24 protein-coding genes are annotated in these 26,211 nt (G+C 66.1%); 9 read left to right on the top strand and 15 right to left on the bottom strand.

The features are described from left to right. The first annotated feature begins 12 nt into the window (after nucleotides 1-12). A complete protein-coding gene (locus tag QNO08_RS10005) occupies nucleotides 13-384 on the top strand; it encodes a VOC family protein (protein ID WP_229965660.1) in 372 nt (123 codons plus the stop codon). Between the two features lie 2 nt (nucleotides 385-386). On the opposite strand, the gene QNO08_RS10010 is transcribed toward QNO08_RS10005, so the two are convergent. From QNO08_RS10010 to QNO08_RS10035, 6 genes are all read right to left on the bottom strand, one after another. After that, nucleotides 387-2,222 (bottom strand): DUF4389 domain-containing protein, encoded by a 1,836-nt coding sequence (locus QNO08_RS10010; RefSeq protein ID WP_229965659.1) that lies wholly within the window; start codon nucleotides 2,220-2,222, stop codon nucleotides 387-389. A gap of 101 nt (nucleotides 2,223-2,323) precedes the next feature. After that, nucleotides 2,324-3,724, bottom strand: a complete 1,401-nt coding sequence (gene lpdA, locus QNO08_RS10015; RefSeq protein WP_229965658.1) for a dihydrolipoyl dehydrogenase — start codon at nucleotides 3,722-3,724, stop codon at nucleotides 2,324-2,326. A gap of 50 nt (nucleotides 3,725-3,774) precedes the next feature. Next, nucleotides 3,775-5,292 (bottom strand): carboxylesterase/lipase family protein, encoded by a 1,518-nt coding sequence (locus QNO08_RS10020; RefSeq protein WP_229965657.1) that lies wholly within the window; start codon nucleotides 5,290-5,292, stop codon nucleotides 3,775-3,777. A 152-nt stretch (nucleotides 5,293-5,444) separates the two neighbouring features. Then, a complete protein-coding gene (locus QNO08_RS10025; RefSeq protein WP_229965656.1) occupies nucleotides 5,445-6,614 on the bottom strand; it encodes a N(5)-(carboxyethyl)ornithine synthase in 1,170 nt (389 codons plus the stop codon). Nucleotides 6,615-6,695: 81 nt separating this feature from the next. Beyond that, nucleotides 6,696-6,929 (bottom strand): hypothetical protein, encoded by a 234-nt coding sequence (locus tag QNO08_RS10030; protein ID WP_229965655.1) that lies wholly within the window; start codon nucleotides 6,927-6,929, stop codon nucleotides 6,696-6,698. A gap of 147 nt (nucleotides 6,930-7,076) precedes the next feature. Further along, complete coding sequence (locus QNO08_RS10035; RefSeq protein ID WP_229965654.1) at nucleotides 7,077-8,714, bottom strand: ABC-F family ATP-binding cassette domain-containing protein; 1,638 nt, start codon at nucleotides 8,712-8,714, stop codon at nucleotides 7,077-7,079. Between the two features lie 102 nt (nucleotides 8,715-8,816). On the opposite strand from QNO08_RS10035, the gene QNO08_RS10040 reads away from it, so the two are divergent. From QNO08_RS10040 to QNO08_RS10060, 5 genes are all read left to right on the top strand, one after another. Next, nucleotides 8,817-9,710, top strand: coding sequence for an arginase family protein (locus QNO08_RS10040; protein WP_229965653.1), 894 nt, complete (start codon nucleotides 8,817-8,819; stop codon nucleotides 9,708-9,710). 209 nt (nucleotides 9,711-9,919) lie between these two features. Continuing rightward, nucleotides 9,920-10,585 (top strand): SDR family oxidoreductase, encoded by a 666-nt coding sequence (locus QNO08_RS10045; protein WP_229965652.1) that lies wholly within the window; start codon nucleotides 9,920-9,922, stop codon nucleotides 10,583-10,585. Then, a complete protein-coding gene (locus QNO08_RS10050) occupies nucleotides 10,582-10,893 on the top strand; it encodes a putative quinol monooxygenase (RefSeq protein ID WP_229965651.1) in 312 nt (103 codons plus the stop codon). The genes QNO08_RS10045 and QNO08_RS10050 overlap by 4 nt, the downstream gene beginning before the upstream one ends. Nucleotides 10,894-11,054: 161 nt before the next feature. After that, the gene (locus tag QNO08_RS10055; RefSeq protein WP_229965650.1) at nucleotides 11,055-11,567 is read left to right on the top strand and encodes a GNAT family N-acetyltransferase; all 513 of its coding nucleotides are present in this window, start codon (nucleotides 11,055-11,057) and stop codon (nucleotides 11,565-11,567) included. A gap of 183 nt (nucleotides 11,568-11,750) precedes the next feature. After that, nucleotides 11,751-13,472 carry an HNH endonuclease signature motif containing protein gene (locus tag QNO08_RS10060; RefSeq protein ID WP_229965649.1) on the top strand — a complete coding sequence of 574 codons (1,722 nt, stop codon included), beginning with the start codon at nucleotides 11,751-11,753 and terminating at the stop codon, nucleotides 13,470-13,472. A gap of 16 nt (nucleotides 13,473-13,488) precedes the next feature. On the opposite strand, the gene QNO08_RS10065 is transcribed toward QNO08_RS10060, so the two are convergent. From QNO08_RS10065 to QNO08_RS10100, 8 genes are all read right to left on the bottom strand, one after another. Beyond that, nucleotides 13,489-14,025 carry a MarR family winged helix-turn-helix transcriptional regulator gene (locus QNO08_RS10065; protein WP_229965793.1) on the bottom strand — a complete coding sequence of 179 codons (537 nt, stop codon included), beginning with the start codon at nucleotides 14,023-14,025 and terminating at the stop codon, nucleotides 13,489-13,491. Between the two features lie 56 nt (nucleotides 14,026-14,081). Next, nucleotides 14,082-15,800, bottom strand: a complete 1,719-nt coding sequence (locus QNO08_RS10070) for an AMP-binding protein (protein ID WP_229965648.1) — start codon at nucleotides 15,798-15,800, stop codon at nucleotides 14,082-14,084. After that, nucleotides 15,797-16,819, bottom strand: coding sequence for an enoyl-CoA hydratase/isomerase family protein (locus QNO08_RS10075; RefSeq protein ID WP_229965647.1), 1,023 nt, complete (start codon nucleotides 16,817-16,819; stop codon nucleotides 15,797-15,799). Before QNO08_RS10075 ends, QNO08_RS10070 begins: the two co-directional genes overlap by 4 nt. Before the next feature lie 7 nt (nucleotides 16,820-16,826). After that, nucleotides 16,827-18,359 carry an aldehyde dehydrogenase family protein gene (locus QNO08_RS10080; RefSeq protein ID WP_331461762.1) on the bottom strand — a complete coding sequence of 511 codons (1,533 nt, stop codon included), beginning with the start codon at nucleotides 18,357-18,359 and terminating at the stop codon, nucleotides 16,827-16,829. A gap of 124 nt (nucleotides 18,360-18,483) precedes the next feature. Further along, complete coding sequence (locus tag QNO08_RS10085) at nucleotides 18,484-19,260, bottom strand: enoyl-CoA hydratase (protein ID WP_229965646.1); 777 nt, start codon at nucleotides 19,258-19,260, stop codon at nucleotides 18,484-18,486. Beyond that, on the bottom strand, nucleotides 19,257-20,252 hold the full coding sequence (gene mmsB, locus QNO08_RS10090) for a 3-hydroxyisobutyrate dehydrogenase (protein WP_229965645.1): 996 nt from the start codon (nucleotides 20,250-20,252) through the stop codon (nucleotides 19,257-19,259). The genes QNO08_RS10085 and mmsB overlap by 4 nt, the downstream gene beginning before the upstream one ends. Next, on the bottom strand, nucleotides 20,249-21,349 hold the full coding sequence (locus QNO08_RS10095; RefSeq protein WP_229965644.1) for an enoyl-CoA hydratase/isomerase family protein: 1,101 nt from the start codon (nucleotides 21,347-21,349) through the stop codon (nucleotides 20,249-20,251). The genes mmsB and QNO08_RS10095 overlap by 4 nt, the downstream gene beginning before the upstream one ends. Before the next feature lies 1 nt (nucleotide 21,350). After that, a complete protein-coding gene (locus QNO08_RS10100) occupies nucleotides 21,351-22,487 on the bottom strand; it encodes an acyl-CoA dehydrogenase family protein (protein WP_229965643.1) in 1,137 nt (378 codons plus the stop codon). Between the two features lie 253 nt (nucleotides 22,488-22,740). Between QNO08_RS10100 and QNO08_RS10105 the strand changes: the two genes are divergently transcribed. From QNO08_RS10105 to QNO08_RS17535, 3 genes are all read left to right on the top strand, one after another. Further along, nucleotides 22,741-23,805, top strand: coding sequence for a YeeE/YedE family protein (locus tag QNO08_RS10105; RefSeq protein ID WP_229965642.1), 1,065 nt, complete (start codon nucleotides 22,741-22,743; stop codon nucleotides 23,803-23,805). 16 nt (nucleotides 23,806-23,821) lie between these two features. Beyond that, nucleotides 23,822-24,049 (top strand): sulfurtransferase TusA family protein, encoded by a 228-nt coding sequence (locus QNO08_RS10110; RefSeq protein ID WP_229965641.1) that lies wholly within the window; start codon nucleotides 23,822-23,824, stop codon nucleotides 24,047-24,049. Between the two features lie 89 nt (nucleotides 24,050-24,138). Continuing rightward, on the top strand, nucleotides 24,139-24,423 hold the full coding sequence (locus QNO08_RS17535; protein WP_502866861.1) for an AMP-binding protein: 285 nt from the start codon (nucleotides 24,139-24,141) through the stop codon (nucleotides 24,421-24,423). Here the strand turns inward: QNO08_RS17535 and QNO08_RS10120 are convergent. After that, nucleotides 24,354-26,042, bottom strand: a complete 1,689-nt coding sequence (locus tag QNO08_RS10120; RefSeq protein ID WP_231712688.1) for an AlkA N-terminal domain-containing protein — start codon at nucleotides 26,040-26,042, stop codon at nucleotides 24,354-24,356. The genes QNO08_RS17535 and QNO08_RS10120 overlap by 70 nt on opposite strands. Nucleotides 26,043-26,211 lie beyond the last annotated feature (169 nt).

A 26,211-nucleotide genomic window follows, 5' to 3' on the forward strand; every position in this document is an offset into this window, starting at 1 on the left:
AGGAGCCGCGTCATGACCAGTGCATTCTCTTCCCTCGCCCTCGACGCGGTGGACGTCCACCGGATGGCGGACTTCTGGACCCGCGCCCTCGACTACCGCATCGCCGAGGAGGAGGACGGCGTCATTAGCCTTGCATCCTCAAACGGCGCCGGCCCGCCGATCGACATCCTGCCGGTTCCGGAGGGAAAGACCGTGAAGAACCGGCTGCACCTGGACCTGCGCGCCGTCGGCTGCACCCAGCAGGAGGAAGTTGACCGGCTGCTGGAACTCGGTGCCGTGCTGGCGGACGTCGGGCAGGATCCGGAAGTCTCCTGGACGGTTCTGGCCGATCCGGAAGGCAATGAGTTCTGCATCCTCGCTTCCTCGTCCGAGGCGGCCTCCTAGCCTCAGCCGGGGCCCGGCCGGCCCAGTCCGGCGGCCTCGTCCCGGCGGTCCGCCGGGCCCTGGTCCAGCCGGAACGGAGGATACTCGTCGCGCATGAGGGCTGTGTAGGCGAGAACACGGTAGGTCCAGCGGTTCAGTCCCATCAGCAGATCAAACAGCTGGCGCGGGTAGCGGCCGGTGAACAGCAGAATGACTGCGGCAATCAGGACCAGAAGGCTCAGCAGGGAAAGGCCCTGCCAGCTGACGGTGGTAAAAACGGTGTCGTTCCAGTCTTCATTCCAGCCGCCCTGCCACATTCCCCCGGGGCCCAACCGCGTCCACTCTCCGTTCCAGAATTCCTGGTCGCTGCCTGTTACCCAGAACCGATTCACCACCATCGTGGCTTCGGTGATGGCACTGACAATCAGGGCCTGCGGGAGGACGAGCAGCCACCACTTCACCAGGACCAGCCAGCGGGAGAGCTCGCGCGGATAGTCGACACTGAAATCGGCCGGATAGTCGGTGCGCTGCAGGGTGAAGGGCGGATAGCGGTCGGTGCCGAGCACCCGGGTGGCGTAGAAGGTAACCCGCCAGCTCCAGCGGACCACGCCCACGTTGAAGTCAAAGAGTCCCCGCGGATAACGACCGGTGAACAGGATCACCAGGCCGGCAATGACCGTGGAGACGAAAAAGGCGATCCACAGGAAAAACAGCACGATGTAGTGCGGGATGGCGAGGAACCATTTCACCAGCCACATCCAGCGGGACAGGTTCGGGTCAAGCTCACCGTACAGCCGCACCGGATACCGGGGTCCCATGAGCCCCGGGTCCCGAACGCCGACGGCCATCCCGGCCGCTCCTCCTCCGGCGGCACCCGGTGCTACCGTCGCGCTTCTTTGAGCTCCACCCGATGCGGTTCCGCTCGCTGCCGCCGAGGAACGTGCGCGGGCCATGCCAGCCGCAGTGGCGCCGGCGGCCCCGATTGCGCCGGCGGATTCGCCGGTGCCCGACCCGGGCGGGGGCAGCTCCTGTTCCCGCCCGTAGCGGTCCTGCATCTGCCCATACGTTTGCGGCGGCCCTCCCGGCTGTCCCGGCTGTCCGGGCCGCCCTTGCTGTCCCACCTGACCCGGCTGCCCCGGCCCCGGCACGCCTGCCGACGCGTAGCTGTCGTAGGGCCCGCCCGGGCCCCCGGCGCCGCGCTGCCGGTTCAACCCCCTGGCACCGGCCACGGCCAGGCCGATTCCCGCTGCGAGGAACACGATGCTGCTGATCAGCAGGGTCCAGGTCAGCGGACCAAGCAGATCCGAGCGGACACCGATCTGCAGCTCGGCCGACACCGGGCGGCTGCCGTCGGCATTCATCACCACGGCGGTCCAGTTGCCTTCGGCCAGGTTCCAGTCCAGCGTTTGTTCACCGCTGCCGCTGGCCGTGGCGGTCCAGAAATCCTGCTCGCCGGGAGGTGCGGGAGCCGCGGTCCCCTGCCGCTCCTCGTAATAGGGACGGAACGGGCGGAAGGTTACCTCCTCCAATTCGCTGTGCTGCACGTCCGCAAGATACCGGTCGACGTCGGCGCGGGGCCCGACTCCGATGAACAGTTCCTGCCCGGGGGTGGTGGATTCCCCCACCACCTGGAGCGTTCCCAAGTTGTCCTGGGAACTCACGCCCTCGCTCACCTCGATTTCCGGTGCGGTGAGCGCGTAGGAATCCACCTCGTACACCTCTTGCGGAGCGGAGAAGTATTGGTCATCACCCTGCTGGGCGTTCAGCGTTCCAACCACGGCAGCACCGGCCGCCAAGCCCAACCCGATGAGGATCAGCAGGCTCCCGATGACAAGCATGAAGATTTTGCCAGTTCTCATGGTGCAGCCTTTCCGGCCGGCCGAGATTTCCCTTATCCCCGTCCTTCACAGGGTTCTCCGGGGCGTTAAGGGGTGTCAAGGGGTGTCAAGGGCACAGTGGGTCAGAAGTTGATCATGTGGCCAGTCAGGCCGTGGAATGCCTCCTGCAGGGCCTCACTGAGTGTCGGGTGCGTGTGCACGTTCCGGGCAAGTTCATGGGCGGTCAGATCCCACTTCTGGGCCAGGGTCAACTCGGGCAGCAGTTCGGAGACATCCGGTCCGATCAGATGCCCGCCGAGCAGTTCCAGATGTTCCTTGTCCGCCACCAGCTTCACGAATCCCACCGGCTCGCCCAGGCCGTGGGCCTTTCCGTTTGCTGTGAAGGGGAAGGTACTGACCACCACGTCATGGCCCTCGTCGCGGGCCTGCTGTTCGGTCAGCCCGAAGCTGGCGACCTGCGGCTGGCAGAACGTGGCCCGCGGCATCATGCGGTAGTCACCCAGCGGCAGGGTTTCGGCCTTGCCGATGGTTTCGGCCGCCACCACGCCCATCGCCTCCGCCACATGGGCGAGCTGCAGCTTGGCCGTGATGTCACCGATCGCGTAGATGTGCGGGACGTTGGTCCGCATGTAGTCGTCAATGCCGATGGCACCCCGGTCGGTGAGCGCAACGCCGGTCTTTTCCAGCCCGTAGCCTTCGGTGCGCGGGGCAAACCCGATGGAAAGCATGACCCGGTCCGCGTCGATGGACCCGTCCTTGCCGTCCTTGTCCTTATACGTCACGGTCACGGACGATCCGTTGTCGGTGACCGTCTCGACCTTGGTCGATGCCAGGATCGGTATCCCCAGCTTCTTGTAGGCCTTGGTGATTTCCTTGGAAACGTCCGCGTCCTCATTGGGCAGCGCCCGATCCAGGAACTCGATGATGGTCACGTCCACGCCGTAGCTGCGCAGGACGTAGCCGAACTCCATTCCAATGGCGCCTGCTCCGACGATCACCATCTTCTTCGGCAGCTCCCGGTCCAGGATCTGCGCCTCATAGGTCACCACGTTGTCCGAAAGCTCCACCCCGGGCAGCAGCCGCACGTAGGTTCCGGTGGCAATGATGGCGTTGTCGAAGGTAACCGTCTCGGTGCCGCCCTTGGAGAGGCTGACCTCAAGGCTGTGGTCGTCGGTAAACACTCCGTGGCCGTCATACTCGGTGATCTTATTCTTCTTCATGAGGAAGTGCACACCCTTGACGCGGCCGTCAGCCACCTGGCGGCTGCGGTCGAAAGCAGCACCGAAATCGAAGCTGACGTCTCCGCTGATCCCGAAGGTCTTGGCCTGGTTGGAGAAAATCTGGGCCAGCTCGGCATTGCGCAGCAGGGCCTTGGAAGGAATGCACCCGACGTTCAGGCAGACTCCGCCCCAGTACTTTTCCTCCACCACTGCCACGCTAAGCCCCAGCTGGGCTGCGCGGATGGCAGCTACGTAGCCGCCCGGACCGGCTCCCAGGACCACGACGTCGTAATGTTCACTCATGCTGGCCAACTCTCCTTTTGCGCGCTGCGGTTTGGATTAAGTGAACAGCATCACAGGTATCCGCGATAGCCCGACCAGGCCTCACGCCGCTCGGGAAACGGGTCCAGCTCGATCCGGTCCTCCCGGTCGAAAATCCGGGTGCGGCGCTGCACCGGCTCGTACCGGGGCCAGTCGTCTCCGGGGCTGCCGGTTTTGGCCAGGCTCAGGAGGGTGCCCTGAAATCGGGCGGAAAGTTCCCTCAGCGTTCCGCCCCCGCCCAGCAGGGACAACGCCCGGGTAATCGGTTCCCGGGTTTCGCCGAACATCACCGGCACGTCCATCGCGTGTGTGGCTCCGAACCCCAGGAGGTTCATCATGGGGGTGGCGAAGTCATACCGGTAGGACCAGGTGGGGGCCACCAGCGAATGGGACTCGGCCACCATCGTTGACGGATACCAGAACACCAGGTCACCGCTGATTTCCACCGACCGCTCCTTCGACGGGTAGCCGGGATAGGCGGCCAGCACACGGGCCTGGGCGTCCGGATCGGTGCCGGCGAACATCTTCTCGATGCGGTCCGGCGTGGAGGGCAGGATGTCCACGATTTTGGCGAACAGCGCTCCTTCCCGGGCCATCGTTCCCAGCACCAGCGGCACCGGCGCAGCCTGGCCCTTCTTGAAGGTGTCAATGGGGTGCTCCGGCAGGAAGTCGCCGTCAACCACCGGAGACACGCTCAGGGATCCGGGCTTGTCGGCCGGACCGATCTTCGACGTCAGCCGGTTGGTGGCCCGGACCAGTGCTTCCGCCGGAAGCACTGACAGGGCCTCCGCGGCATCCGCCAGGGGCACGTTCAGGATCTCCAGCAAATCCCGGGCCCAGGCGGCGTGCAGCTCGAGCGAGTAAGCGCTGGACGGAGCGGCGCTCTGGGCGTAGGCCTGATGGAAGAGCCCCCGCGCGGCGGGGATGCACATCAGCGACGTGACGGAGATGCCCCCGGCGGATTCACCAAAAATGGTCACATTGTCCGGATCCCCGCCGAAGCCCGCAATGTTGTCCCGCACCCATTCCAGGGCTGCCACCTGGTCGCGCAGGCCCAGGTTGGAGTCGAAGGTCCGCCCGGCAGTCGAGAAGGAGCTGAAGTCCATGAACCCCAGCGCCCCGATCCGGTAGTTCAGGGAGACGTAAACGGCCTCACCCGTCCGGACCAGATGGGAGCCGCGGTAGGTCTTGACTGTGGACGAACCGGAGCTGAACGCACCGCCGTAAAAGTACACCAGCACGGGGAGCCGTTCGGCGGCAGGTTCCAGCGGCGCCGAGACGTTCAGTGTCAGGCAGTCCTCATCCATGGGGGCCCGGCGCCGGAATCCGGTCAGCGAGGGATTCCGGGACTGGGGCGGGGCGGCTCCGAAGCTGCTTCCGTTCAGGACTCCATTCCAGCGCTCCGGCGGGCGCGGCGCCCGCAGCCGCAGATCGCCCACCGGAGGCGCGGCATAGGGAATGCCCCGCCAGGTGCGGACGCCGTCGGCGACGATTCCCCGGACCAGGCCGGTGGCGGTGGGAACCAGCAGGGAGGCGACGTCGGTGGTCATGAGCTGCTCGATTCCTGTCAGTGGCCAAGGTACGGCCATAAACACGGTGCGGCCCTAAAACCATAGACCCCGCAGGCTCCTGCCACCTAGGCTCGGGGCGGTTCCGATCCCTCCCGCCCGGGAAGTGGTCCTTCCGCCTGCCCGCGCTGCCGTCAGCCGCCGGTCACGGTGTGCGGATAGTCGGCGGAGCGGCCCTGGAAGGCCAGAATCGCGGGATTCAGGATGCGGCCGTTGCGGATTTCAATGGCCCGCGCCACGCTGGCTTCGGCGTCCCAGGCCGCGGGACCGGACATCACCGTCCGCAGGAACGGCAGGACGGCTTCGCTGATTTCCCACGTCGCCGAGTCCCACAGATGCGAGGGGCTGTGATCCACCGCGTAGTAGAGGATGCCCGCACCGACGGCGAATACCGGCTCGGCGAAGGAGGTGGGTTTCGCCCAGGAAAAACCCATCCCTTCGTCACAGGACACGTCAATGATGAGGCTGCCCGGAGCAAAGGCGGCCAAGTCCGATTCCTGGAGATAGGTCAGCGGGGCGTTGGGATCCTGAAGGGTGCAGTTCACCACCAGGTCGTAGCCTGCCAGGAATTGCGCCAGCGGCTCCGGCCCGTCGTCGGTGACTACGTGGCTGAGGTGCGGCTGGTCGTCGTCGCGCTCCAACCGCAGGATCCGTGCGGAGTGGATGGGGGATCCGACGGCGGCGGTCTCCCGGTTCGTGAGCACCTGCACATCGTGGATGCCCAGCGCCTTCAGTGCCGTGACCGCGCCGCGGGCAGTGGCGCCAAAGCCAATGACGACGGCGGTGAGCCGCCGGCCGTAGTCGCCGGTGGAGCCGGCGAGCTCCAGGGCATGCAACACCGAGCTGTAACCGGCGAGCTCATTGTTCTTATGGAAGACGTGCAGTCCGAATCCGCCGTCCGGCGTCCAGTGATTCATGGCTTCAAAGGCAATCAGCGTCAGAGACTTGTCCACGGCCAGCTGGGTAATGAGCGGATCCTGCACGCAGTGCGGCCAGCCCCAAAGGATCTGCCCGTCGGAGAGGTCCTGCAGGTCAGCGGCCTGCGGCTTGGGCAGCAGCACGACGTCGGAAGCGGCCATCACCTCGCTCCGCGGAGCCAGGCGTGCCACCAGCGGGGCAAGCTGCGCATCGGCGAAACCGAAACGTTCGCCGTAGCCCTGCTCCAGGATCATCCGCTCCCGGACATCGGCGTCGATCCGCTCCAGATGGCGCGGGTGCAGAGGCAGGCGCCGTTCGTCAGTCTTCCGCGAAGTTCCGATCACGCCAAGCGTCATCAGAGTGTCGTCCGTAGCCGTGCCGCTCATGCATACCCCCATGTCAGCCCCGGCGGTGCGCCGGGGATACCGAGACTACTCCCCCGCAGCGGCGGCGGACGGCGGCACGGCTCAGGCGGCGGCGGTGGCTGCAGCGAAGGACCGCACGCCGGCGGGCCTTACCGCGTGCGGGGTCCCACCGGCGACGCGCTGCAGGTGGCGATGGACCAGGAATTCCTTCACGCACAGCCCTGCCACGGCGGCTAGGTTCAGGGCCATTTTCGTTCCGCTGGACCAGTCGGTCGTCACGCAGAGGATCCAGACAAACATCAAGACCGGCACGTCCATGATGCGCAGGGCCTTCATAACCGAATCCTTGCAGGCAGCTGCAGTGAAAACATAGGAACTACTCCCCCCCGAGAGACCGAGACCGTAGGGTTGCGCAGGCTGTTCCAACGCAGGCCGTGCGTAAGCTTTATCACACTCAGCGCCGCACCAGAAATCCGGTGGACTTCAGGAAATGGTGACGTTTCCTTCGGTGACATCCCAGCGGGCATCCAGATGGACATTTTCCAGCATCCGGCGATCGTGCGAGACCAGCAGCAGGGCGCCGTCGTAGCTTTCCAGGGCCTCCTCGAGCTGTTCGATCGCCGGCAGGTCCAAGTGGTTGGTGGGCTCATCAAGCACCAGCAGGTTCACGCCGCGGGCCTGGAGCAGCGCCAGCGACGCCCGGGTCCGCTCGCCGGGGGAAAGCGCCGATACCAAGCTGTTCACCTGGTCCGCTTTCAAGCCGAACTTGGCGAGCAGAGTGCGGATCTCGGCGCTGTTCATTTCCGGAACCGCCACTTCGAAGGCATCGCCCAGCGGCAGGGCATGGTCCAGCTGGCCGCGGGCCTGGTCGATCTCCCCCACAGCCACCGACGAGCCCAGGGAGGCTGTTCCCTCGCTGGGTTCGAGGCGGCCCAGCAGGAGGGCAAGCAGTGTGGACTTTCCGGCGCCGTTAGGGCCGGTGATGCCGATCCGCTCACCGGCGTTGACCTGGACCGAAACGGGTCCGAGCGCAAACGAACCGCGCCGGGCCACGGCCGCATTCAGTGTGGCGACAACCGAGCTGGAGCGCGGAGCGGCGCCGATGGTGAACTGCAGCTGCCATTCCTTGCGCGGCTCCTCCACCTCATCCAAGCGCGCGATCCGCGATTCCATCTGCCGCACCTTCTGCGCCTGCTTTTCGGAGGATTCCATGGACGCCCGGCGGCGGATTTTGTCGTTGTCCGGCGCCTTTTTCATCGCGTTCCGGACCCCCTGCGAGCTCCACTCCCGTGTGGTCCGGGCCCGGGACACCAGGTCCGCTTTCTTGTCGGAAAACTCCTCGTAGGCTTCGCGGGCGTGCCGGCGGGCGACGTCGCGCTCCTCCAGGAAGGCGTCATAGCCGCCGTCATACACCGCAACCTTGTTCTGCGCCAGGTCCAGTTCCACCACTGTGGTCACGCAGCGGGCCAGGAACTCGCGGTCGTGCGAGACCAGGACGACGCCGCCGCGCAGCCCCTGGACAAAGTCCTCCAGCCGGGCCAGGCCGGCCAGATCCAAATCATTCGTGGGCTCGTCCAGCAGCACGATGTCGAAGCGGCTCAGCAGCAGGGCCGCCAGCGCCACCCGAGCCGCCTGGCCGCCGGAGAGCGACGTCATCAGCGCATCGGCGCCCACTTCCAGTCCCAGCTCAGCGAGCACGGCCGGAATGCGGTCCTCCAGGTCCGCCGCGCCGCAGGCCAGCCAGCGATCCAGTGCGACGGCGTACGCGTCGTCGGCGCCCTTCGCACCGGAGCCGAGGGCCTCGGCCGTGGCTTCCATCGTTTCGGTGGCCTCCGCGGCACCGGTGCGGCGGGCAATGTAAGCGGCGATCGTTTCTCCGGCCACCCGTTCGTGCTCCTGGGGCAGCCAGCCGATGAACGCATCGGACGGTGCCGTGGACACGCTGCCGGCCAGCGGCTCGTCAGCGCCGGCCAGCAGCCGCAGCAGGGTGGACTTTCCTGCGCCGTTGGAGCCCACGACCCCCACCACGTCACCGGGGGCGACGGTCAGGTTCAGGTGGGAGAAAAGGGTGCGGTGGGCGTAACCGCCGGAAAGATCCCGGGCGACGAGTGTTGCAGTCATGCTTCCATCCTATTTTGTGCCGTCACGGCTTTTGTCCGGTCCAGCCGCCGCCATCGGTCCCGGACCCTTATCCGTGCCGGCGCCGCGGCGTAAGTTGGGCTCATGAGCCAGATTTCCCCCTCCGGTCCCGGCGCCCTGCGCCTCATCTTTCCGCAGTGGCAGGGGGCTTCCGGCCCCCGGACCCACCAGCTGCTGCCGGGGGTGGACGCGCACGACAGCCAGTTGTCCTATTCCATGGGGCCTGCGCTGCTGGAACTGATGTCCCCGGACCACGACGGCCCCACGGCTTACGTTCCGGTCAGCACCGATACCAGCGACGAGGCGCTCGCCACAGTGAACGGGATTTACGCCCGCGACGCCGTGGTCCGGCAGCTGACGGACGCGCTGAGGCTCCTGCGCGAGGCTGCGCCGTCGTCGGTGGTCACCTTCGGCGGGGAGTGCTCGGTCAGCGTTGCCCCCTTCAGCTACCTGGCCTCCATCTACGCGGATGATCTTGCCGTCCTCTGGATTGACGCCCACCCCGACACCGGGGTGCCGGGGCAGTCCTATACGGGTTTCCGTTCCATGGCCCTGGCCACGCTCGCCGGAGAGGGCGACGCCGGCATCATTTCGGAGCTGCCCGCGCTCGTGCCCCCGCTGAAGATCCTGCAGGTCGGGCTGCGCCACTGGGATGATGAGGGCATTGCCGTGAAGGAACGCCTGGGCATCCAGAGTGTGGGCATCACTGACACGACCGAAGACGGCCGGCGGGTGCTGGACTGGATCGCCGCCGCGGGTGCGACGAAACTGGCCGTCCACATCGATCTGGATGTTCTGGATCCGCGCGATTTCACGAGCTCCATGGGCCGGCAGACGGACGGGATGCGGATGTCCGATCTGGTCCGTCTGGTGGGTGACGTCTCCACCGTTGCGGAAGTCGTGGGCCTGAGCCTGACCGAACACGCTCCGGTGGAACTCATGCGGCTTTCCGGAATGCTGCGGGGTCTTCCGGTCTGAGTTGGGCTGTTTGATCGGACTGTTTATTTTTGCGGCCTGCCTGTTTCCCGCAGGCTTAGTTCCGCTGACTTATTCCCGTGAACGCAAGGAAATTGCCGGACTCTGCCATCAGCGGAACCTGGCGGAACGAGTAGGCACACCAACCATCAGCGTGCTTAGGGTGGGCAGGACACTGATCCCCTCGAGCTCGCTTTTTGAAAGGACTCACCATGTCACGCATTGCCATTATCGGCGGCCACGGCAAAGTTGCCCTGTACCTGGCCAAGGACCTTACGGCCAACGGCCACCAGGTGACGTCACTGTTCCGCAACCCGGCGCACACTGCCGATGTCGAGGCCACGGGAGCAACCGCCGTCGTCGCCGATGTCGAGAATCTTTCCACCGCTGAAATCGCGCAGAAACTGGCCGGGCAGGACGCCGTCGTCTGGTCAGCGGGAGCCGGCGGCGGTGCACCCGAGCGCACCTATGCGGTGGACCGCGACGCCGCCATCCGCTCCATGGACGCAGCCAAGGATGCGGGTGTGAGCCGGTACGTCATGGTGTCGTACTTTGGCGCCGGACCCGATCACGGCGTTCCCGAAGACAACGGCTTCTTTGCCTATGCGGATGCGAAGGCTACGGCTGACGAGTACCTGCGCAACAGCGGTCTGGACTGGACCATTCTGGGCCCCAGTGCGCTGACTCTGGATCCGGGCACGGGAAAGATCGAAACCGGTCCCGGCATCGAAGGCACCCAGGTTTCCCGCGAGGATGTGGCAACCGTGGCCGCAGCCGTACTGGACCGCCCGGAAACGATCGGTCAGACAATTGAGTTCAACAACGGTTCGGTGCCTGTGGATGCTGCCCTCGACGGATTGAAGGGCGAAAAAGCATGAGCCTCGTTGTCGTCGCCACCATGTTTCCCAAGCCGGAATTCCGCGATGAGGTTCTCCAGTCGCTGGAAGAAGTAATTGGCCGGGTGCATGCCGAAGATGCGGGCTGCCTGAAGTACAGCCTCGCCGAAGGCCCGGACCGTCTGGTCATGATCGAGAAGTGGGCCAGCCAGGACGATCTGCAGGCACACTCGGCCAGCCCGGCGTTCCAAGCCCTCACTGCCGCCCTCGAGGGCAAGATGGCAGCCGACATGGACGTGCAGATCCTGCAGCCGCATCCTGCCGGAACGGCTGAGCAGGGGCAGATCTAGGCTGACTGGTCCGGACAGGCATATCTAAGACCTGTCCGGTCCGAGCGGGCCTGGCTGGGCGGGCCTGGCTGGGCGTGCCTGGCGGGCCTGGCTGGGCGGGCCTGGTCCGAGCGGGCCAGGCTGGGCCGGCTGGCTGGGCGGGCAGAGCTGAGGAGTTCGACATGGAAATCTCACCCTTCGAGCCGGAGCGGAAAGCAGAAATCCTCTCACTGTCGGTCCGGTCCTGGGAGCCGGTCTTCTCGCAGCTGCGGAAGACTGTTCCCGGCTTTGTGTACGACTCCTTCTACCCCAATGGGTGGCTGGAGCGGCAGCTTGCCGACCTTTCACTGATCCTTGACAATGAGCCCGGGAATGTCCGGGTCGCCGTCGATGGAGACGAGGCAATTGGGTGGGTGTGCGTGAGGCTGCACCCCGAGGATCGGATGGGTGAAATCTACGTCCTGGCTGTCGATCCTTCCCACCAACGACAAGGTGTCGCCCGGGCACTCATGGACCACGCGTTTCAGGAGATTCGGACCGCAGGCATGGATATGGTCATGGTTGAAACCGGAGATGATCCGGGGCACGCAGCTTCCCGTGCCACCTATGAGGCAGCCGGGTTCGAGCGGTGGCCGGTGGTGCGTTATTTCAAGGATCTGCGGACCGTCCCTTCCTTCCGGCCCGCTCAGGAGTAAGGCATGAAGCTTCGAATGTCTCCTGCGTTTCCATGCTTCTCGCGGTGCCGTGCAGGGCTGTGAATTCCATAGGTAGCGGCTTCAAAAAGACGGGTATCCGGCCAGCGATATTTGGGCCCTTTAAGGCCTGTTTTGGACTCTTTGCGAGCCGGAAATGTCAGAGGTGGGTGAAAGTCTTGAGACATGGATCAGAACGGATCTTCGACCGGGACTCCCGGTGCCGACGGCACCGGCGTTGAGGCTGCGGCGCGCACCCGGTTCGTCTATATAGCCGACCCGGGTGTTGCCGAAGCGGGGGTGGGGCCCGGCATGGAGGCCGGGGAAGTTTCCGGCGTGGAAGGCGGGAGAGTTTCTGGCTTCGCGGATCGGGGCGGCTGCCCGGATGGGTTTACCGGGTCTTTGGTCCTGCAGAATGTGCAGTCCCTTACCGAGGAGCAAACCGGTGACACACTCGTCCGGGTGGATCAGCTGATCCGGTGGGCTCAGGCCCAGCAGGCCAGGCTCCTGGCCCGGCTGCAGGACATCTATCAGGACGGGGCCTTCGTTGTCACCGGCAAGCTCGACCCCGGCCTGGCGTTCAGCCTCGCCGCGGAGGAAGCCGCGACCATTCTGGGAGTGCCCACCGGTACGGGAAAGGCGTTGATGAGTCAGGCCGGTGATCTCTGCACCAGGAACACGGCCACACTGCAGGCGTTGGAGTCCGGGCAGATCAGTTACGGGCACGCGGAGACCTTGGTGGAGCAGTGTGCGGGCGTGGTACCGGCGGAGCTGCCCGGGTTCGAAGCCGAGCTGCTGGGGATGGCTGCGGGCCAGACCAGAACCCAGTTCCGGGTGAAGGCGCAGCGGCTGCGGGAGCAGTACTATCCGGAAACCATCGTTCAGCGGCAGTTGACGGCGTTTGAGCAGCGGACGGTGTGGGTGCGTCCGGAGCCGGACGGGATGTCCTGGCTCTCGGCGTTACTGCCGGCCGAGAAAGCCCAAGCCATCTTCACTCAGCTCAGTGTTGCGGCCCGGGGTGAGCAGGCCGCCGGGGACACGCGCACGGTGGATCAGTTGCGCACGGACATTCTGACGGACTTACTCGGCGGCCACGACCATGAATGCCGGGACGAGTGCAGCAACGGTGGTGGCGGCCGTGGCAAAGGCAGCAAAGGTAGCCGTGGTGGACGCAACGCAGGTGGCGCAGGCGCGGGAGCAAAGAGGGGCAAGGGCCGTCGCAAGGGTTCCGGCTCCGGCAGAGAAGCCAGCAGCGGAGCTAAGGGTTCCGGTTCCGGCAAGGGGGCCGGGTCCTGCCGGATTGGCCATGGTCCCCGGGCGCGGACGGAGATTCTGGTGGTGATCAACGCTGAAACCCTCTTCGGGGCCGATGATCAGCCGGCGGAACTGAACGGGTACGGGCCCATCAGTCCCGTAACGGCCCGGCGGATGGCTCGGGAAGCGGCGAAATGGACACCGGTGGAACGCGACCCCGAAACCGAGGAGATCCTGCGGGTCGGAAAACGGCGGAAGGTTCCCGACGGATTAAAGCGGGTTCTGCGGGTGCGGGACGGGACGTGCCGGTTCCCGGGGTGCCGGACCAATGCGGTGATTTCCGAGATCGACCACACCAAGCCCTGGGCTCAGGGCGGGCTCACGGATCATGACAATTTGGAGCATTTGTGCCGGCGGCATCACATGTTCAAATCCGAAGGGTTCTGGAAGGCCCGGCAGCCTCGTCCCGGCGTGATCGAGTGGACCTCGCCGGGCGGCAGGTGTTACCGCACGGAACCGGATCTCACCCTGTCACCGGAAACGTCACCGGAAACCTGTGAAGATGACTCGGTCCACTTGCGACGGGACATCGAACTGGTTCCTTTGTCTGATGCCGAACCGGGCGACTACGGAGACAACCCGCCGCCCTTCTAGCCGGGACGCTGCACGTCTACTCGGCAGGTTCCTGGAAATTCTCAGCAGGATCCTGAAAGTCGCCGGCATCCCGGCGAAAGCGGGTCAGGATGTCGATGAGCGTTGCCAGATCGTCGGCAGCAAAGCCGGGATGGACGAACACCTCGCTGTTGAGAGCCGCAGCGGCAAGGGGAACCAGTTTCCGGCCTGCCGGCGTGATCTCGACAAGAACGGTGCGGCCATCAGATGGATGCCGGCGGCGACCGGCAAGGCCTGCCTGTTCCAAACGGTCCACCGCGTTGGTAACCGATGTGGGGTGCACCTGCAGCCGGGCACCGGCCTTGGCCATGGGCAAAGCGCCGCTGCCCGTAAAACTCAAGAGCGCAAGAAGCTCAAACCGTGCGAAGGTCAGACCAAAGGGTTTCAGCACATTCTCCACCCGGGTCAGCAGGATCTGGTGCGTCCGCATCACCGCAGTAACTGCCGTCATTCCCTCTGCAGCCTTTTCCCAGCCGTGTTCTTCCCAGTGTCTGCGGGCCTCGGCGATGGGATCCCGCGGCAAGGGATGGGGCAGGGGCTTCTGATCGGTTGGTTTGCGGGAATCGTCCGCAGCAGATTCCCGCCCGGACATCACCGGCGCAGCTCCGGAAATTCGTCATCCCGGTACTCCACACCGGCGCGTTCGGCACGTCGGGCGGGGTCGGCGTCGTTCTCCAGCGCCCGCAGCTGCACCCGGCGGATCTTTCCGGACATGGTCTTGGGCAAGTCGTGGAATTCCAGCCGCCGCACCCGCAGGTACGGCGCCAGATGTTCCCGCGCGTAGGACAGGATCGACAGTGCAGTCTCCCGATTCGGTTCCCACCCCTCGGCAAGGGCGACATAGGCTTTGGGCACCGCCAGTCGCAACTCATCCGGTGCAGGCACGACGGCGGCCTCAGCCACAGCCGGATGTTCAATGAGGACGCTCTCGAGTTCGAACGGACTGACCTTGTAGTCGGAAGCCTTGAAGACATCGTCGGTGCGGCCGATGTACGTGATGTACCCGCCGGCGTCACGGACAGCCATATCACCGGTGTGAAAGTAACCGCCGTCCATGGCTTCCTCGGTACGTACCGGATCACCGTGGTAACCGGTCATCAGGTTCAGCGGCCGACGCGCCAGATCAAGGCAGATCTCGCCCTCGTCCGCCGGCAGGCCGGTCGCCGGATCGATGATGACCACCGGAACTCCGGGCAGCGGACGGCCCATGGATCCGGGGTGCAGGTCGGCACCCGGGGTATTGCCCACGAGCGCCGTCGTTTCGGTCTGGCCGAAACCGTCCCGGATGGACAGCCCCCACGCGGACTGGACCCGGGAGATCACTTCCGGATTGAGCGGTTCGCCGGCACCGATCAGCTCCCGCAGCTGTGCCGGACGTTCGCCGAGGCTGGCCTGAATCATCATCCGCCACACGGTCGGCGGTGCGCACAGGCTCGTCACTTCCGCCCGGTGCATCTGTTCCAGCAACGCTTCGGGACGGAAGCGCGTGTAGTTGTGGATGAACACAGTCGCCTCGGCATTCCACGGAGCGAAGAAGCTGCTCCACGCGTGCTTGGCCCAGCCCGGAGAACTGATGTTCAGGTGGACGTCTCCGGGCTGCAGGCCCAGGAAGTACATCGTGGACAGGTGCCCCACCGGATAGGAGACCTGCGTGTGCTCCACCAGCTTGGGTCGGCTGGTGGTACCTGACGTGAAGTAGAACAGCAGCGGATCATCGGCATCAGTGATTGTTTGCAGCTGCACCGGTGAAGCCGCATAGGCCTTCCCGTAGTCCAGCCAGTCGCTTTCTTCCTGAAGTCCTGCGCCCACCAGGATCTTTCCGTAGTCGCCGGGAACGGCGTCAAACTTTCCGGCGTCGGCGGCATTGGCAATCACCCACCGAGCACCGCCGCGGGAGATCCGGTCGGCCAGGTCGGCGCTTCCGGCGGCAGAAGCGGTGGGCATGATGACAGCCCCCAGCTTCATGGCAGCCAGCATGGTTTCCCAGAGCTCCACCTGGTTGCCGAGCATCAGCATCACCGGATCCCCTCGGCCCACCCCCTGGGCCGCCAGCCAGGCAGCAACCTGGTCGGAACGGTGCACCATGTCGTCGAAGCTGTACTTCTGCTCCGATCCGTCCTCTTCGACGATCCACAGCGCGCACGCACTGTTCCCCCGTGCCATCGCATCAAAGTAGTCAATGGCCCAGTTAAAAGGACCGTCCAGTTGAGGCCAGACGAAGGTCTCGACAGCCTTTTCGTAGCTGCCGGCAAGGGTGAGCAGCTCATCGCGAGCGGCGCGGAACAAATTGGTGGCACTGTTCGAATTCATCGTTCCTCTTTCGGGACACGGTCGTTACCGGCGGGTTCATCCCGGGCGGAGTCAGCAACGGCGGAGTCAGCACGGGCGGAGTCTTTACGGGCGGAGTCTTTCCAGGTGGGGCCGGTCCAGCTGAAGACAGGATCTTCCTTCGCCAAAAACGCACGAACCCCGATGGCGGGATCCGGCGAAGCGGCCATTTCCTGCTGCCAGCGGTTGCTGGCCTGCTCCAGGGCACGCCGGCTGCGTGAGGCCGGCTCGCCGGCAGCACCAGCCTCGCCGGCAGCACCAGTCTCGCCGGCAGCACCAGTCTCGCCGGCAGTTCCAGCCTCAACTGACGCCCCGTTCTCGGCTGACGTCCCGGCCCCGCCGGCAGCAATAATGTCCACGAGTTCCTTCATGGCCTGCAGCGAGAGCTGGGAACGGCCGGCCAGACGGTGGGCGAAGGACGCAACATCGGTCCAGAAGTCGGCCTGCGGAATAACCCGTTCAACCAGCCCCAGGCGCAGCGCCTGTTCAGCCGGAACAAAATCCCCGCTGAACAGCAGATACTTCGCGACCCCGGGTCCGGCGAGACGGACCAGCCGTTCAATGCCGGACAGCGGATACACGATGCCGATCTTGGCCGGAGTGATCCCGAAGACGGCGCGGTCGGAGGCGAGCCGGAAATCGCAGGCTCCGGCCACCTGCCAGGCGCCGCCCAGGCAATAACCGTCGACGGCGGCAACCACCGGCTTGGGGAAGGCGGCAATCGCTTCCTCCCCGGCCGTGACGTGGCCGCCGTCGTGCAGTCCGTTGTCCGGATTGTGCAGGATGGCCCGCAAATCGCTGATGTCCGCCCCGGCGGAAAAGTCCTCGCCCTCTCCGCGGATGACGACCACCCTAACGCCGTCGTCGTGCTCCAGCGGAGCGAGGACGACGGCGAAGTCCCGCCACATGTCAGCGGTCAGGGTGTTGCGCCGCGCGGGATTGGCCAGCCAAACCGTCGCCACCGGGCCGTCCCGTGTGACCCGCAGGGTCCCCTTGCTCATCAGAACCTCAGCCGCGCAGCTTGACGTTGATTTGCTTCGTCTGGGTAAACCCGGCCAGCATGCCTTCCAGCGACACCTCGCGGCCAATGCCGCTTTGCTTGTAGCCGCCGTAGGACTGGCCCACCATCTGGCCGCCGCCCTGATTAACCTGCACCCAGCCGGCCTCGACCCGGTGCGCGGTGTTCAGCGCGTTGTCCAGGTTGTGCGACCAGACGTAGGCGGCCAGTCCGTAGTGCGACTCGTTGGCCATGCGGATGACGTCCTCGGTGTCCCGCCACGGAATGGCGACCAGCACCGGGCCGAAAATTTCCTCCTGGGCCAGGCGGAAATCGTTGCGTCCGCCGCCGAAGACCGTGGGCAGGTGGAAGTAGCCCTCGGTAAGCGGGCCCTCGTCCGGAACGGAGCCGCCCAGGATGGTGGCCATGGAACCGCGGCCTTCCTCCAGGTAGCCGCTGATCGAGGAGAACTGGCTGTTGTTGATGACGGCACCCATGTCGGTGGCCTCATCCAGCGGATCCCCCACGGTCAGCGCGCCGAGTTTGGCCGACAGCCGTTCCAGGACCTCGTCGTAAATGTCTTCATGCAGGAACAGACGGGATCCGGCGGTGCAGCTCTGGCCCTGGCGGGTGAACCGGGAGGCGAGCAGCAGCCCGTCGATCAGGTCCTCGTCCACGGCATCCGGAAAAACGATGGAGGGGTTTTTGCCGCCCAGCTCCAGGGAGACATGGGCGAGCCGCTCCCCTGCGGTGCGGGCGACGCCGCGGCCCACTTCGGTGGATCCGGTGAAGGACACCTTGTCGACGCCGGGGTGCTCGGCCAGCGCAGCACCGATGATGCTCCCCCGCCCGGTCAGGGCGTTGACCGTGCCCGGAGGCAGGTGCCGGGCACAGATTTCGGCCAGCAGCAGGATGGTCAGCGGCGCGTCGTCGGCCGCCTTCAGAATCACTGTGTTGCCCGCCGCCAGGGCTGCCGGGAGCTTGAATCCCGCAATCATCAGCGGGGAATTCCACGGCAGGATGCAGGCGACGACGCCGAGCGGCTCCAGCCGCGTGTACTGCAGCTGGCCCTCACCGGCGGGCAGTGTCACACCCTTGACTTCACCGGCGATGCCGGCGAAGTAGCGGAACAAGGCGACCAGGGTGGTCACTTCCGGGCGGGCCTGGGTGCGCAGGGCGTTGCCGGTATCCAGGGCGGTGAGCCGCGCAAAGTCCTCGGCCCGGGCCTCAATGTCATCGGCGATGAGGGACAGTGCCCGGGAACGGACGGTGAAATGGGCGCTGCGCCAGCCCGGGAAGGCTTCCCGGGCAGCGGCGACAGCGCGGTCCACGTCTTCGGGACCGGCCGCCGGCACCCGGGCGATGACGGTTTCCCGTCGGGCCGGATTCAGCACCTCACGCCACTGCCCGGAGGCGGCCTCGACCGGTGCGCCGCCGATCCACATCGGCTGGTCGAAGCCGGACAGGAACGAGCTGTAGTCGGAGCTGTCCGAGGTGCCGGCGGTGCTGCGTCCGGAGTCCGACGGAAGGTTGAGCTGGGTCATGATGCCTCGTTTTCTCGGGTCGTGCTGGGCCGGTGGTGCTGGGCGGGTAGTGCTGAGCTGGTCGTGCCGGGCTGGTCGTGCTGGGCTGGTCGTGCCGGGCTTCTCGTGCTGGAACGGATGCTCCTCAGCGGTGCTGGAAATCCGGTTTCCGCTTCTCGATGAAGGCCGCCATGCCTTCCTTCTGGTCTTCCAGGCCGAAGACCGAATGGAACACCCGCCGCTCGAGCCGGATGCCCGAATCCAGGGTGGTCTCAAACGCAGCGTTGACCAGTTCCTTGCCGAGCATGGCGACGGGAGCCGACATCGACGCAATGGTCTCGGCGGTGGAACGGGCGTCGTCGAGCAGCTCGGCGGCGGGCACCACACGGGCCACCATTCCGGACCGCTCGGCCTCGTCGGCGCCGATGGTCCGGCCGGTGAGGATCATTTCCATGGCCTTGGCCTTGCCCACTGCGCGGGTCAGGCGCTGCGAGCCGCCAATCCCGGGGATGACGCCCAGCTTGATTTCGGGCTGGCCAAACGTGGCGGTGTCAGCGGCGATGATGAAGTCGCACAGCAGTGCCAGTTCGCAGCCGCCTCCGAGGGCATGGCCGGCGACGGCGGCAATCACCGGGGTGCGGACGGCGGCAAGGGTGTCCCAGCCGCGGAACCAGTTCCCCAGGTACATGTCCATGTAGCTTTTTTCGGACATTTCCTTGATGTCGGCGCCGGCAGCGAAAGCCCGCTCGGATCCGGTGATGATGATGGCGCCGATGCCCGGGTCATCGTCGAGCTCCGTCGCCGCCGAGACCACATCCTGCATCAGCCCGTAGTTCAGGGCGTTCAGGGCCTTGGGTCGGTTCAGGGTAATGATGCCAACCCGCCCGTTGCGCTCCAGGAGGATGTTCTCGTACTCGCTCATACTGCTCCGCTCTGTTCCGCCGGCGACTGTCCGGCCGCCGGTGTGTGCTGGTTCACTTCAGTATTGCTTTCCGCGCCGGATGAAGCGGCACGGATGACGTTGATGACGGCGGAAAAGTCCTGCCCACCGCCACCGGACGCCGCAAGATCCCGGTAGATTTCTCCGGCCCGCCGGCCCAGTTCGGCGCGCACTCCGGTGGAATCCAGCGCGTCGGCGGCCAGACCCAGGTCCTTGGCCATCAGGGCAGCGGCGAATCCGGGCTGGTAATCCCGGTTCGCGGGGCTGGCCGGCACCGGGCCGGGAACCGGACAGTTGGTGGTCAGCGCCCAGCACTGGCCGGAGGCGGCCGACGCGACGTCGAACAGCGCCTCATGCGTCAGGCCAAGTTCCTCCCCGAGGACAAAGGCCTCGCTGACGGCAATCATTGACACACCCAGGATCATGTTGTTGCAGATTTTTGCCGCCTGGCCGGCTCCGGGATCGCCGCAGTGCACGACGCGGCCGCCCATGACATTGAGCAGGGGAAGGGCTGCAGCGAAGTCGGCTGCCGCTCCGCCGACCATGAAGGTCAGGGTTCCCGCCTCGGCGCCGACCACTCCGCCGGATACCGGTGCGTCGAGGCCGCGGTGGCCCATTTCCAACATCAGGGCGTGGGCGGTGTGGGCATCGTCCACTGAAATCGTGGAGCACTCCAGGAATAGGGCGTCGGCGGGGGCCGCTGCGAGCAGGCCCAGGCTGTCGCCGTCGCCGGACAGCGCGTTGAGCACATGCTGACCGGTGGGCAGCATCGTGATGACGACGTCGGCTCCGGCCGCTGCCTGATCAGCCGTGGCTGCCATTCGGATACCGTTCGCGACGGCGCGTTCCGCTGCGGCAGGCACCGGGTCGTAGCCGGTGACCGGGTAGCCAGCGGTTACCAGGTTGGCGGCCATGGGACCGCCCATGTTGCCCAGCCCGATGAATCCGATCCGGGTCTCGTGTTCTCCGGTCATTTCTGCTCCGAACTGGCAGTGAAGAGGCTCCCCTGGCCGGCCAGCGGCTCAAAGTAGGCATCCACGTCGGCCTGCCGAACCTCCTGCAGAGTGGCGGGCTGCCAGCGCGGCTCGCGGTCCTTGTCAATGACCTGCGCGCGGACGCCCTCGGCGAAGTCAGGCGCGGCAAGCGCATGAAGGGACACCCGGTACTCCTGCTCCAGTACGGTGGCCAGGTCGGGAAGCTCCCGTGCCCGGCGCAGCGACTGCAGCGTCACCTTCAGCGCGGACGGGGACTTGGCGAGGACGACGGCGGCGGCACGGTTCGCGGCCTCATCCTCCGAACGGAGCAGGGCATCCACGATGGTCTCGACGTCGTCGTGCCCGTAGCAGGCGTCTATCCACTGCTGCTCGGCGGCGAGCGGTGCTTCCGGTGCCTGCTGTGCGAAATCCTGCAGGACCTCCTCGGCCGGCTTTTCCGCGAGCGCGGCCGTCAGGTCCTCCAGCCGGCTGCTGTCCATGTAGATGTCGGCCAGCCCCAGGAGCAGGGCATCCGGGCCGGTCATGGTCGCTGCGGTGAGGGCTGCATGAGTGCCCAGCTCACCGGGCGCACGGGACAGCAGATAGGTGCCGCCGACGTCGGGAACAAAGCCGATGCCCGTTTCGGGCATGCCCACCTTGGTGCGCTCGGTGACCACCCGGTAACGGCCGTGGGCGGAGACGCCGACGCCGCCGCCCAGGACGATCCCGTCCATCAGCGCCACATAGGGTTTGGGATAGTTGCTGATCCGCGCGTTGAGTTCGTACTCCTCGGCCCAGAACCGGGCCGATTCCGCTCCGCCGTTGCCCGCGTCCCGGTAGATGGCCACGATGTCTCCCCCGGCACACAGCCCGCGCTCCCCCGCGCCGGACAGCAGGACGGTGGCCACGCCGTCGTCGTGCTCCCACTCGTCCAGGGCGCTGCGGATCAGGGAGACCATGGTGGCGGTCAGCGCGTTGATGGCCCGGGGCCGGTTCAGGATAATCCGGCCCAGGTGTCCGCTGCGTTCGATGCGGACCTCCGGCTCGGCAATTTCAGTGGGTACGGGGGTTTGGGCAGGTACGGGGGTTTCGGTCATTTCAGGCCTCCGCCAGCGTCCGGCCAACAATTAGCTGCATGATTTCGTTGGAGCCTTCCAGTATTTGATGGACCCGCAGGTCCCGGACAATCTTTTCCAGGCCGTATTCCGAGAGGTAGCCGTAGCCGCCGTGCAGCTGCAGCGCGTCATTGGCCACAGCGAACGCATTGTCGGTTGCCACCCGCTTGGCAATGGCGCAAAGCGTAACGACGTCGGGAGCGCCGCGGTCCAGCGCATCAGCGGCGCGCCACAGCATGGTGCGTGCGGTTTGGAGCTTCATTTCCATGTCCGCCAGCCGGAACAGCAGCGAGGACTGCTCGATGAGCGGCTTGCCGAAGGCACTGCGTTCCTTCAGGTACGCCACGGTCTTGTCCAGGGCTGTCTGCGCCCCGCCCAGGGAGCAGGCCCCCATGTTCAGGCGCCCGCCGTTCAGTCCCTTCATCGCGATGCCAAACCCGGCTCCCTCCTCGCCCAGCCGGTTGGCCACGGGAACCCGCAGGTCGGTGAAGATCACCTGGCCGGTGGGTTGCGCGTTCCAGCCCATTTTGCGTTCCGCGGGGCCGAAGGACAGGCCCGGGGTGTCGGCCGGAACAACTATGGCGCTGATGCCGCGCGGGCCGGTGCCGCTGGTGCGCGCCATTACGATGTAGTAGCTGGAGGCACCGGCTCCCGAGATGAACTGTTTGACGCCGTTGAGCACGTAGTGGTCGCCGTCGCGTTCCGCCCGGGTGGTCAGGGCCGCTGCATCGGAGCCCGCCCCCGGTTCCGTCAGGCAGTAGCTGCCCAGCGCCTGCATGGACGCGAGCTCCGGAACCCAGCGGGCGCGCTGTTCATCGTTGCCAAAGGTGTCGATCATCCAGGCCACCATGTTGTGGATGGAGATGTAGGCGGCAATGGAGGGATCAGCTTTGGAAAGCTCCTCGAAAATCACCACCGCATCGGTCCGCGAAAGACCCGATCCGCCGTGCTCCTCGGAGGCATAAATTCCACCCATGCCGAGCTCTCCGGCCTGGGCAAGGACGTCGACGGGAAAGTGCTTGGTCTCATCCCATTTGGCGGCGTTGGGGGCGAGGGCATCCGCGGCAAAATTCCGCACCATGTCCCTGATTGCCTGTTGATCCGCTGTGAGTTCGAACATGCCCTGCCCTTCATTGGTACCGTGGACGCCCAATTTACTTGGACTACCTAGTAATTACTAGGGGCATGTTCGGAGAGATTTTATTCCCTCCGGGTCACGGGGCTTCACTGCTCTTCACGCGGCGCCACATTCTTTGCCGGGCTCCGGCCCGGGGCACTAGCGTTGATGGACTGCAGGCGCCTTCCACTTCCGCCTGCTGCGCCGCACCTTTCGTGCCCCACTTCTTCTCCCACCCCGGAAGGGGAATACTGCCATGCTTATTTCCGGCCTGTTCATCGGCATTGCCCTGGGCTTTGTGATGCAGCGCGGACGCTTTTGCGTCACCGGCGCCTTCCGCGACATCTGGGTCACGCGCAACACCCGCTGGCTGACCGCCTTCATGGTGGTCGTTGCAGTGCAGAGCATCGGCGTGTTCGCCCTCGATGCCGCCGGCGTCATCTCACTGGATTCCGGGCCCTTCCCGTGGCTTGCCACCATTGTGGGCGGCTTCATCTTCGGTTACGCCATCGTGCTGGCCGGCGGCTGCGCAACGGGTACGTATTACCGTGCCGGCGAAGGCCTGGTGGGCAGCTGGCTGGCCCTGATCACGTATGCCCTGTTTGCCGCCGTGATGAAGACGGGCCCGCTGGCAGGATTCACGACCTCGATGCGGTCGGTCACCGTGGAGCAGAGCAACTTCTATTCCGTGCTGAATGTCTCCCCCTGGGTCTTGGTGGCCCTTCTCACGGGCGCCGTCGCCCTGGCCGTCCGCCATCACTTGAAAAAGCCGAAGTTCAAGATGGCAACCCCTCCGGCGTCGAAGAGCGGTCTGGCACACCTGCTGTTCGAGAAGCCGTGGAATGCCTTCGCCACGGCACTGGTCATCGGGCTGATCGCGATCGCCGCCTGGCCGCTGAGCTGGGCCACCGGCCGCGAAGCAGGCCTGGGCATCACCACCCCGTCCTCGAACCTGGTCAATTACCTCGTGACCGGCGACCCCGAACTGGTGGACTGGGGCGTCTTCCTGGTTCTCGGAATCCTGGTGGGCTCCTTCATCGCGGCCAAGGGCAGCGGTGAATTCCGGATCCGCGTTCCGGACGCCAACACCGTGCTCAAGAGCCTGGGCGGCGGCGCAATGATGGGTGTCGGCGCTGCACTGGCCGGCGGCTGCACCATCGGCAACGCGATGGTCGAGACCGCACAGTTCAGCTTCCAGGGCTGGACGGCCCTGGTCTGCATGATCCTGGGCACCGGCCTCGCTGCACGGCTCACCATCATGAAGCGCCGGCCGGCGGCCAATCGAACACCTTCTCCCGTTCCAACCACCGTTTCCTCCTGAAAGGAAGAACATCAACATGGCACAAGTAACCCTCGAAACCAACGGTCAGGTCTGCCCCTTTCCCCTGGTCGAAGCCAAGGACGCAATGACCACCCTGGCCACCGGCGATGAGCTGGTCATCCACTTTGACTGCACGCAGGCCACTGACGCCATCCCGCGCTGGGCAGCCGAAAGCGGCTACCCGGTCACCGACTTCTCCAAGATCGGCCCGGCGGAGTGGTCCATCACGGTGCAGAAGGCCTAAGGACCGCCAAAACGCACTCCGGCAGATCTTTTCCGGCGCCACCTCGGTGCGGCAGATTGTGGGCCAACAGGTCCGCAGCCGCACCGGGTGTGCGCAGCGGGAAGCATTCAACTCCGGGGGTCCAGTGTCAGCTTTTCCATTTCCATCGCCGCCAGCCCGCGAGTCCCGCAGCCTCCCTCGATGACCTGCCGCGGCGCACCGCACATCGTTTTCCGGACCGCACCCCCGTAGTGGACGGCGGCACCCGCCTCACCTTCGGCGAATTCGAACAGGCTGTCGCCGCAGCTGCCTCGGCGCTCTCCACTCACGGCGCCTCCCCCGGCGACCGGCTGGCCCTGCCAGCGGCTGCCTGCCACAGGTGCATCGCCGCATAGGAACGCCACGGAGCCCAGTCCGCGGCACGGGCGGCCAGCGCGCGGTGGGCCGCTGCCTTCGATCCGCCCGCATCGAGCAGGCCGGTGGCTTTCGCACCGGCGATGAGAGCAACGTCCCCCACCAGCCACGCGTCGGGATCTCCGAGTACCCGCATGGCGATGTAGGCGGCAGTCCAGGGGCCGATTCCCGGACGGGACACCAGTTGGGCACGCAGAACTTCCGGATCGGCCCCCACCTGCACGTCCAGCTCTCCGGCGGCCAGGGCACTCGCCGCTGCGAGGACGGCGCGAACGGCCCGCCCGGGAAGCCGCAGCGGACGGTCCGGGTCAAGGTCCGCTCCGGGAACAGGCTCGGGCACCGCTGCCGCAATTTCCGCCGGCGCGGGGAACAGCCGGATCAGGTCCGGAATCGCAGAGCTGTAGGGCGACCCGGCCAATGCCGCAAGCCGGCTGAGGTGGGTGCGGGCGGCGGCCACCGAGATTTGCTGGCCGACGAGCGCCCGCACGACGAGCTCCTGCGGATCCACAGCCCCGGGGACTCTGATGCCCGGGGTGCTGGCAACCAGCGCGGCAAGCGCGGGGTCCCCCGCCAGTGCGGCGTCGACGGCGGCCGGGTCTGCGTCGAGGTCCAGCAAACGGCGCACCCGGGCCACCGCGGGTACGACGTCGGCGGGCGATGTGAGCTCCAGGCGCACCCGCAGCCTCCAGCCGGCAGCGGATGTCTTTATTGCGATGAGGTCAATGGCTCCGGGGCCCTGCGGAAGCGCGAGTGTCCGGGCATACCGCAACTGCCTGGGGTCCGTGAGGTCGGCCGTCTCCACCCCCTGAACCGCGCGCACCGCAAGGAACCGGAAAATCCCCGGCGCGTCAAACGGCTGGCGCACCGGCAGATCCAGGTCGAGGTGCACACGTTCACGAGGGCCGGCGTCCGGCTCCGGCCGGGTGCCCGGCGCCTGCTGGGTGCCCGGCGCCTGCCGGGTGCCCGGCGCCGTTCTGCGGGAACGGCGGAACCGGGTGCGCAGCTCACCCGGCCGTGCAGCAAACACGTTCTGCACGGTCTCATTAAACTGCCGCACCGAACCGAAGCCCGCTGCGAACGCCACCTGTGACATCGGCAGTTCGCTGTCCACCAGCAGCGATCGGGCTGTTTGGGCCCGCCCTGCACGGGCCAGCGCCAGCGGTCCGGCACCAAGCTCCGCCACCAACAGCCGGTGGATGTGCCGGGGTGTGCAGCCAAGGCGTGCAGCCAAACCGGGAACACCTTCCCGGTCCACGACGCCGTCTGTTATCAGACGCATGGCCCTGCCGGCCGCGTCGCGTCGGAGGTTCCACTCCGGAGAACCCGGAGCCGCGTCCGGCAGGCACCGCTTGCAGGCCCGGAACCCGGCCCCGTGCGCCGCCGCGGAGGTCAGATAGAACGTGACGTTTTTCGGTTTCGGAGTGCGCGCCGGGCACGAGGGCCTGCAATAGATGCCCGTGGAGGACACGGCGGTGAAGAACTGGCCGTCGAAGCGGGTATCGCGCGCATCGATGGCGCGGTAACGCTGGGCGAAGAGCGGATCGCCCGGGGTGCATGCTGGTCCGCCGAACGAGTCTGGTCCGGAACGCTTCGGCCTCAAGTCGGTGATCACAGCTCCAGTACAGCATCCCCGGGCCAACATAACCGGCGGTTTTCGGACGTCACCCGTTTCCGCTTCCCCCGGTGATGCTCCGCCCCGTACGTGAACTCTCGCGGCAGGGCAGGTCGGCCCTCGCCGATTTGCCGACTAAGGTAAGTGATCTGCATTA

Source organism: Arthrobacter sp. zg-Y820 (assembly GCF_030142155.1).
Lineage (GTDB): Bacteria > Actinomycetota > Actinomycetes > Actinomycetales > Micrococcaceae > Arthrobacter_B.

What these genes read in the sequence shown, in the direction of transcription:
- QNO08_RS10025 (WP_229965656.1), bottom strand. Translation starts at nt 6,614, where the DNA reads ATGAGCGGCACGGCTACGGACGACACTCTGATGACGCTTGGCGTGATC.
- QNO08_RS10080 (WP_331461762.1), bottom strand. Translation starts at nt 18,359, where the DNA reads ATGACCCAGCTCAACCTTCCGTCGGACTCCGGACGCAGCACCGCCGGC.
- QNO08_RS10020 (WP_229965657.1), bottom strand. Translation starts at nt 5,292, where the DNA reads ATGACCACCGACGTCGCCTCCCTGCTGGTTCCCACCGCCACCGGCCTG.
- mmsB (WP_229965645.1), bottom strand. Translation starts at nt 20,252, where the DNA reads ATGACCGGAGAACACGAGACCCGGATCGGATTCATCGGGCTGGGCAAC.
- QNO08_RS10045 (WP_229965652.1), top strand. Translation starts at nt 9,920, where the DNA reads ATGTCACGCATTGCCATTATCGGCGGCCACGGCAAAGTTGCCCTGTAC.
- QNO08_RS10030 (WP_229965655.1), bottom strand. Translation starts at nt 6,929, where the DNA reads ATGAAGGCCCTGCGCATCATGGACGTGCCGGTCTTGATGTTTGTCTGG.
- QNO08_RS10040 (WP_229965653.1), top strand. Translation starts at nt 8,817, where the DNA reads ATGAGCCAGATTTCCCCCTCCGGTCCCGGCGCCCTGCGCCTCATCTTT.
- lpdA (WP_229965658.1), bottom strand. Translation starts at nt 3,724, where the DNA reads ATGAGTGAACATTACGACGTCGTGGTCCTGGGAGCCGGTCCGGGCGGC.
- QNO08_RS10070 (WP_229965648.1), bottom strand. Translation starts at nt 15,800, where the DNA reads ATGAATTCGAACAGTGCCACCAATTTGTTCCGCGCCGCTCGCGATGAG.
- QNO08_RS10050 (WP_229965651.1), top strand. Translation starts at nt 10,582, where the DNA reads ATGAGCCTCGTTGTCGTCGCCACCATGTTTCCCAAGCCGGAATTCCGC.
- QNO08_RS10055 (WP_229965650.1), top strand. Translation starts at nt 11,055, where the DNA reads ATGGAAATCTCACCCTTCGAGCCGGAGCGGAAAGCAGAAATCCTCTCA.
- QNO08_RS10100 (WP_229965643.1), bottom strand. Translation starts at nt 22,487, where the DNA reads ATGTTCGAACTCACAGCGGATCAACAGGCAATCAGGGACATGGTGCGG.
- QNO08_RS10060 (WP_229965649.1), top strand. Translation starts at nt 11,751, where the DNA reads ATGGATCAGAACGGATCTTCGACCGGGACTCCCGGTGCCGACGGCACC.
- QNO08_RS10075 (WP_229965647.1), bottom strand. Translation starts at nt 16,819, where the DNA reads ATGAGCAAGGGGACCCTGCGGGTCACACGGGACGGCCCGGTGGCGACG.
- QNO08_RS10035 (WP_229965654.1), bottom strand. Translation starts at nt 8,714, where the DNA reads ATGACTGCAACACTCGTCGCCCGGGATCTTTCCGGCGGTTACGCCCAC.
- QNO08_RS10085 (WP_229965646.1), bottom strand. Translation starts at nt 19,260, where the DNA reads ATGAGCGAGTACGAGAACATCCTCCTGGAGCGCAACGGGCGGGTTGGC.
- QNO08_RS10010 (WP_229965659.1), bottom strand. Translation starts at nt 2,222, where the DNA reads ATGAGAACTGGCAAAATCTTCATGCTTGTCATCGGGAGCCTGCTGATC.
- QNO08_RS10095 (WP_229965644.1), bottom strand. Translation starts at nt 21,349, where the DNA reads ATGACCGAAACCCCCGTACCTGCCCAAACCCCCGTACCCACTGAAATT.
- QNO08_RS10110 (WP_229965641.1), top strand. Translation starts at nt 23,822, where the DNA reads ATGGCACAAGTAACCCTCGAAACCAACGGTCAGGTCTGCCCCTTTCCC.
- QNO08_RS10105 (WP_229965642.1), top strand. Translation starts at nt 22,741, where the DNA reads ATGCTTATTTCCGGCCTGTTCATCGGCATTGCCCTGGGCTTTGTGATG.
- QNO08_RS10005 (WP_229965660.1), top strand. Translation starts at nt 13, where the DNA reads ATGACCAGTGCATTCTCTTCCCTCGCCCTCGACGCGGTGGACGTCCAC.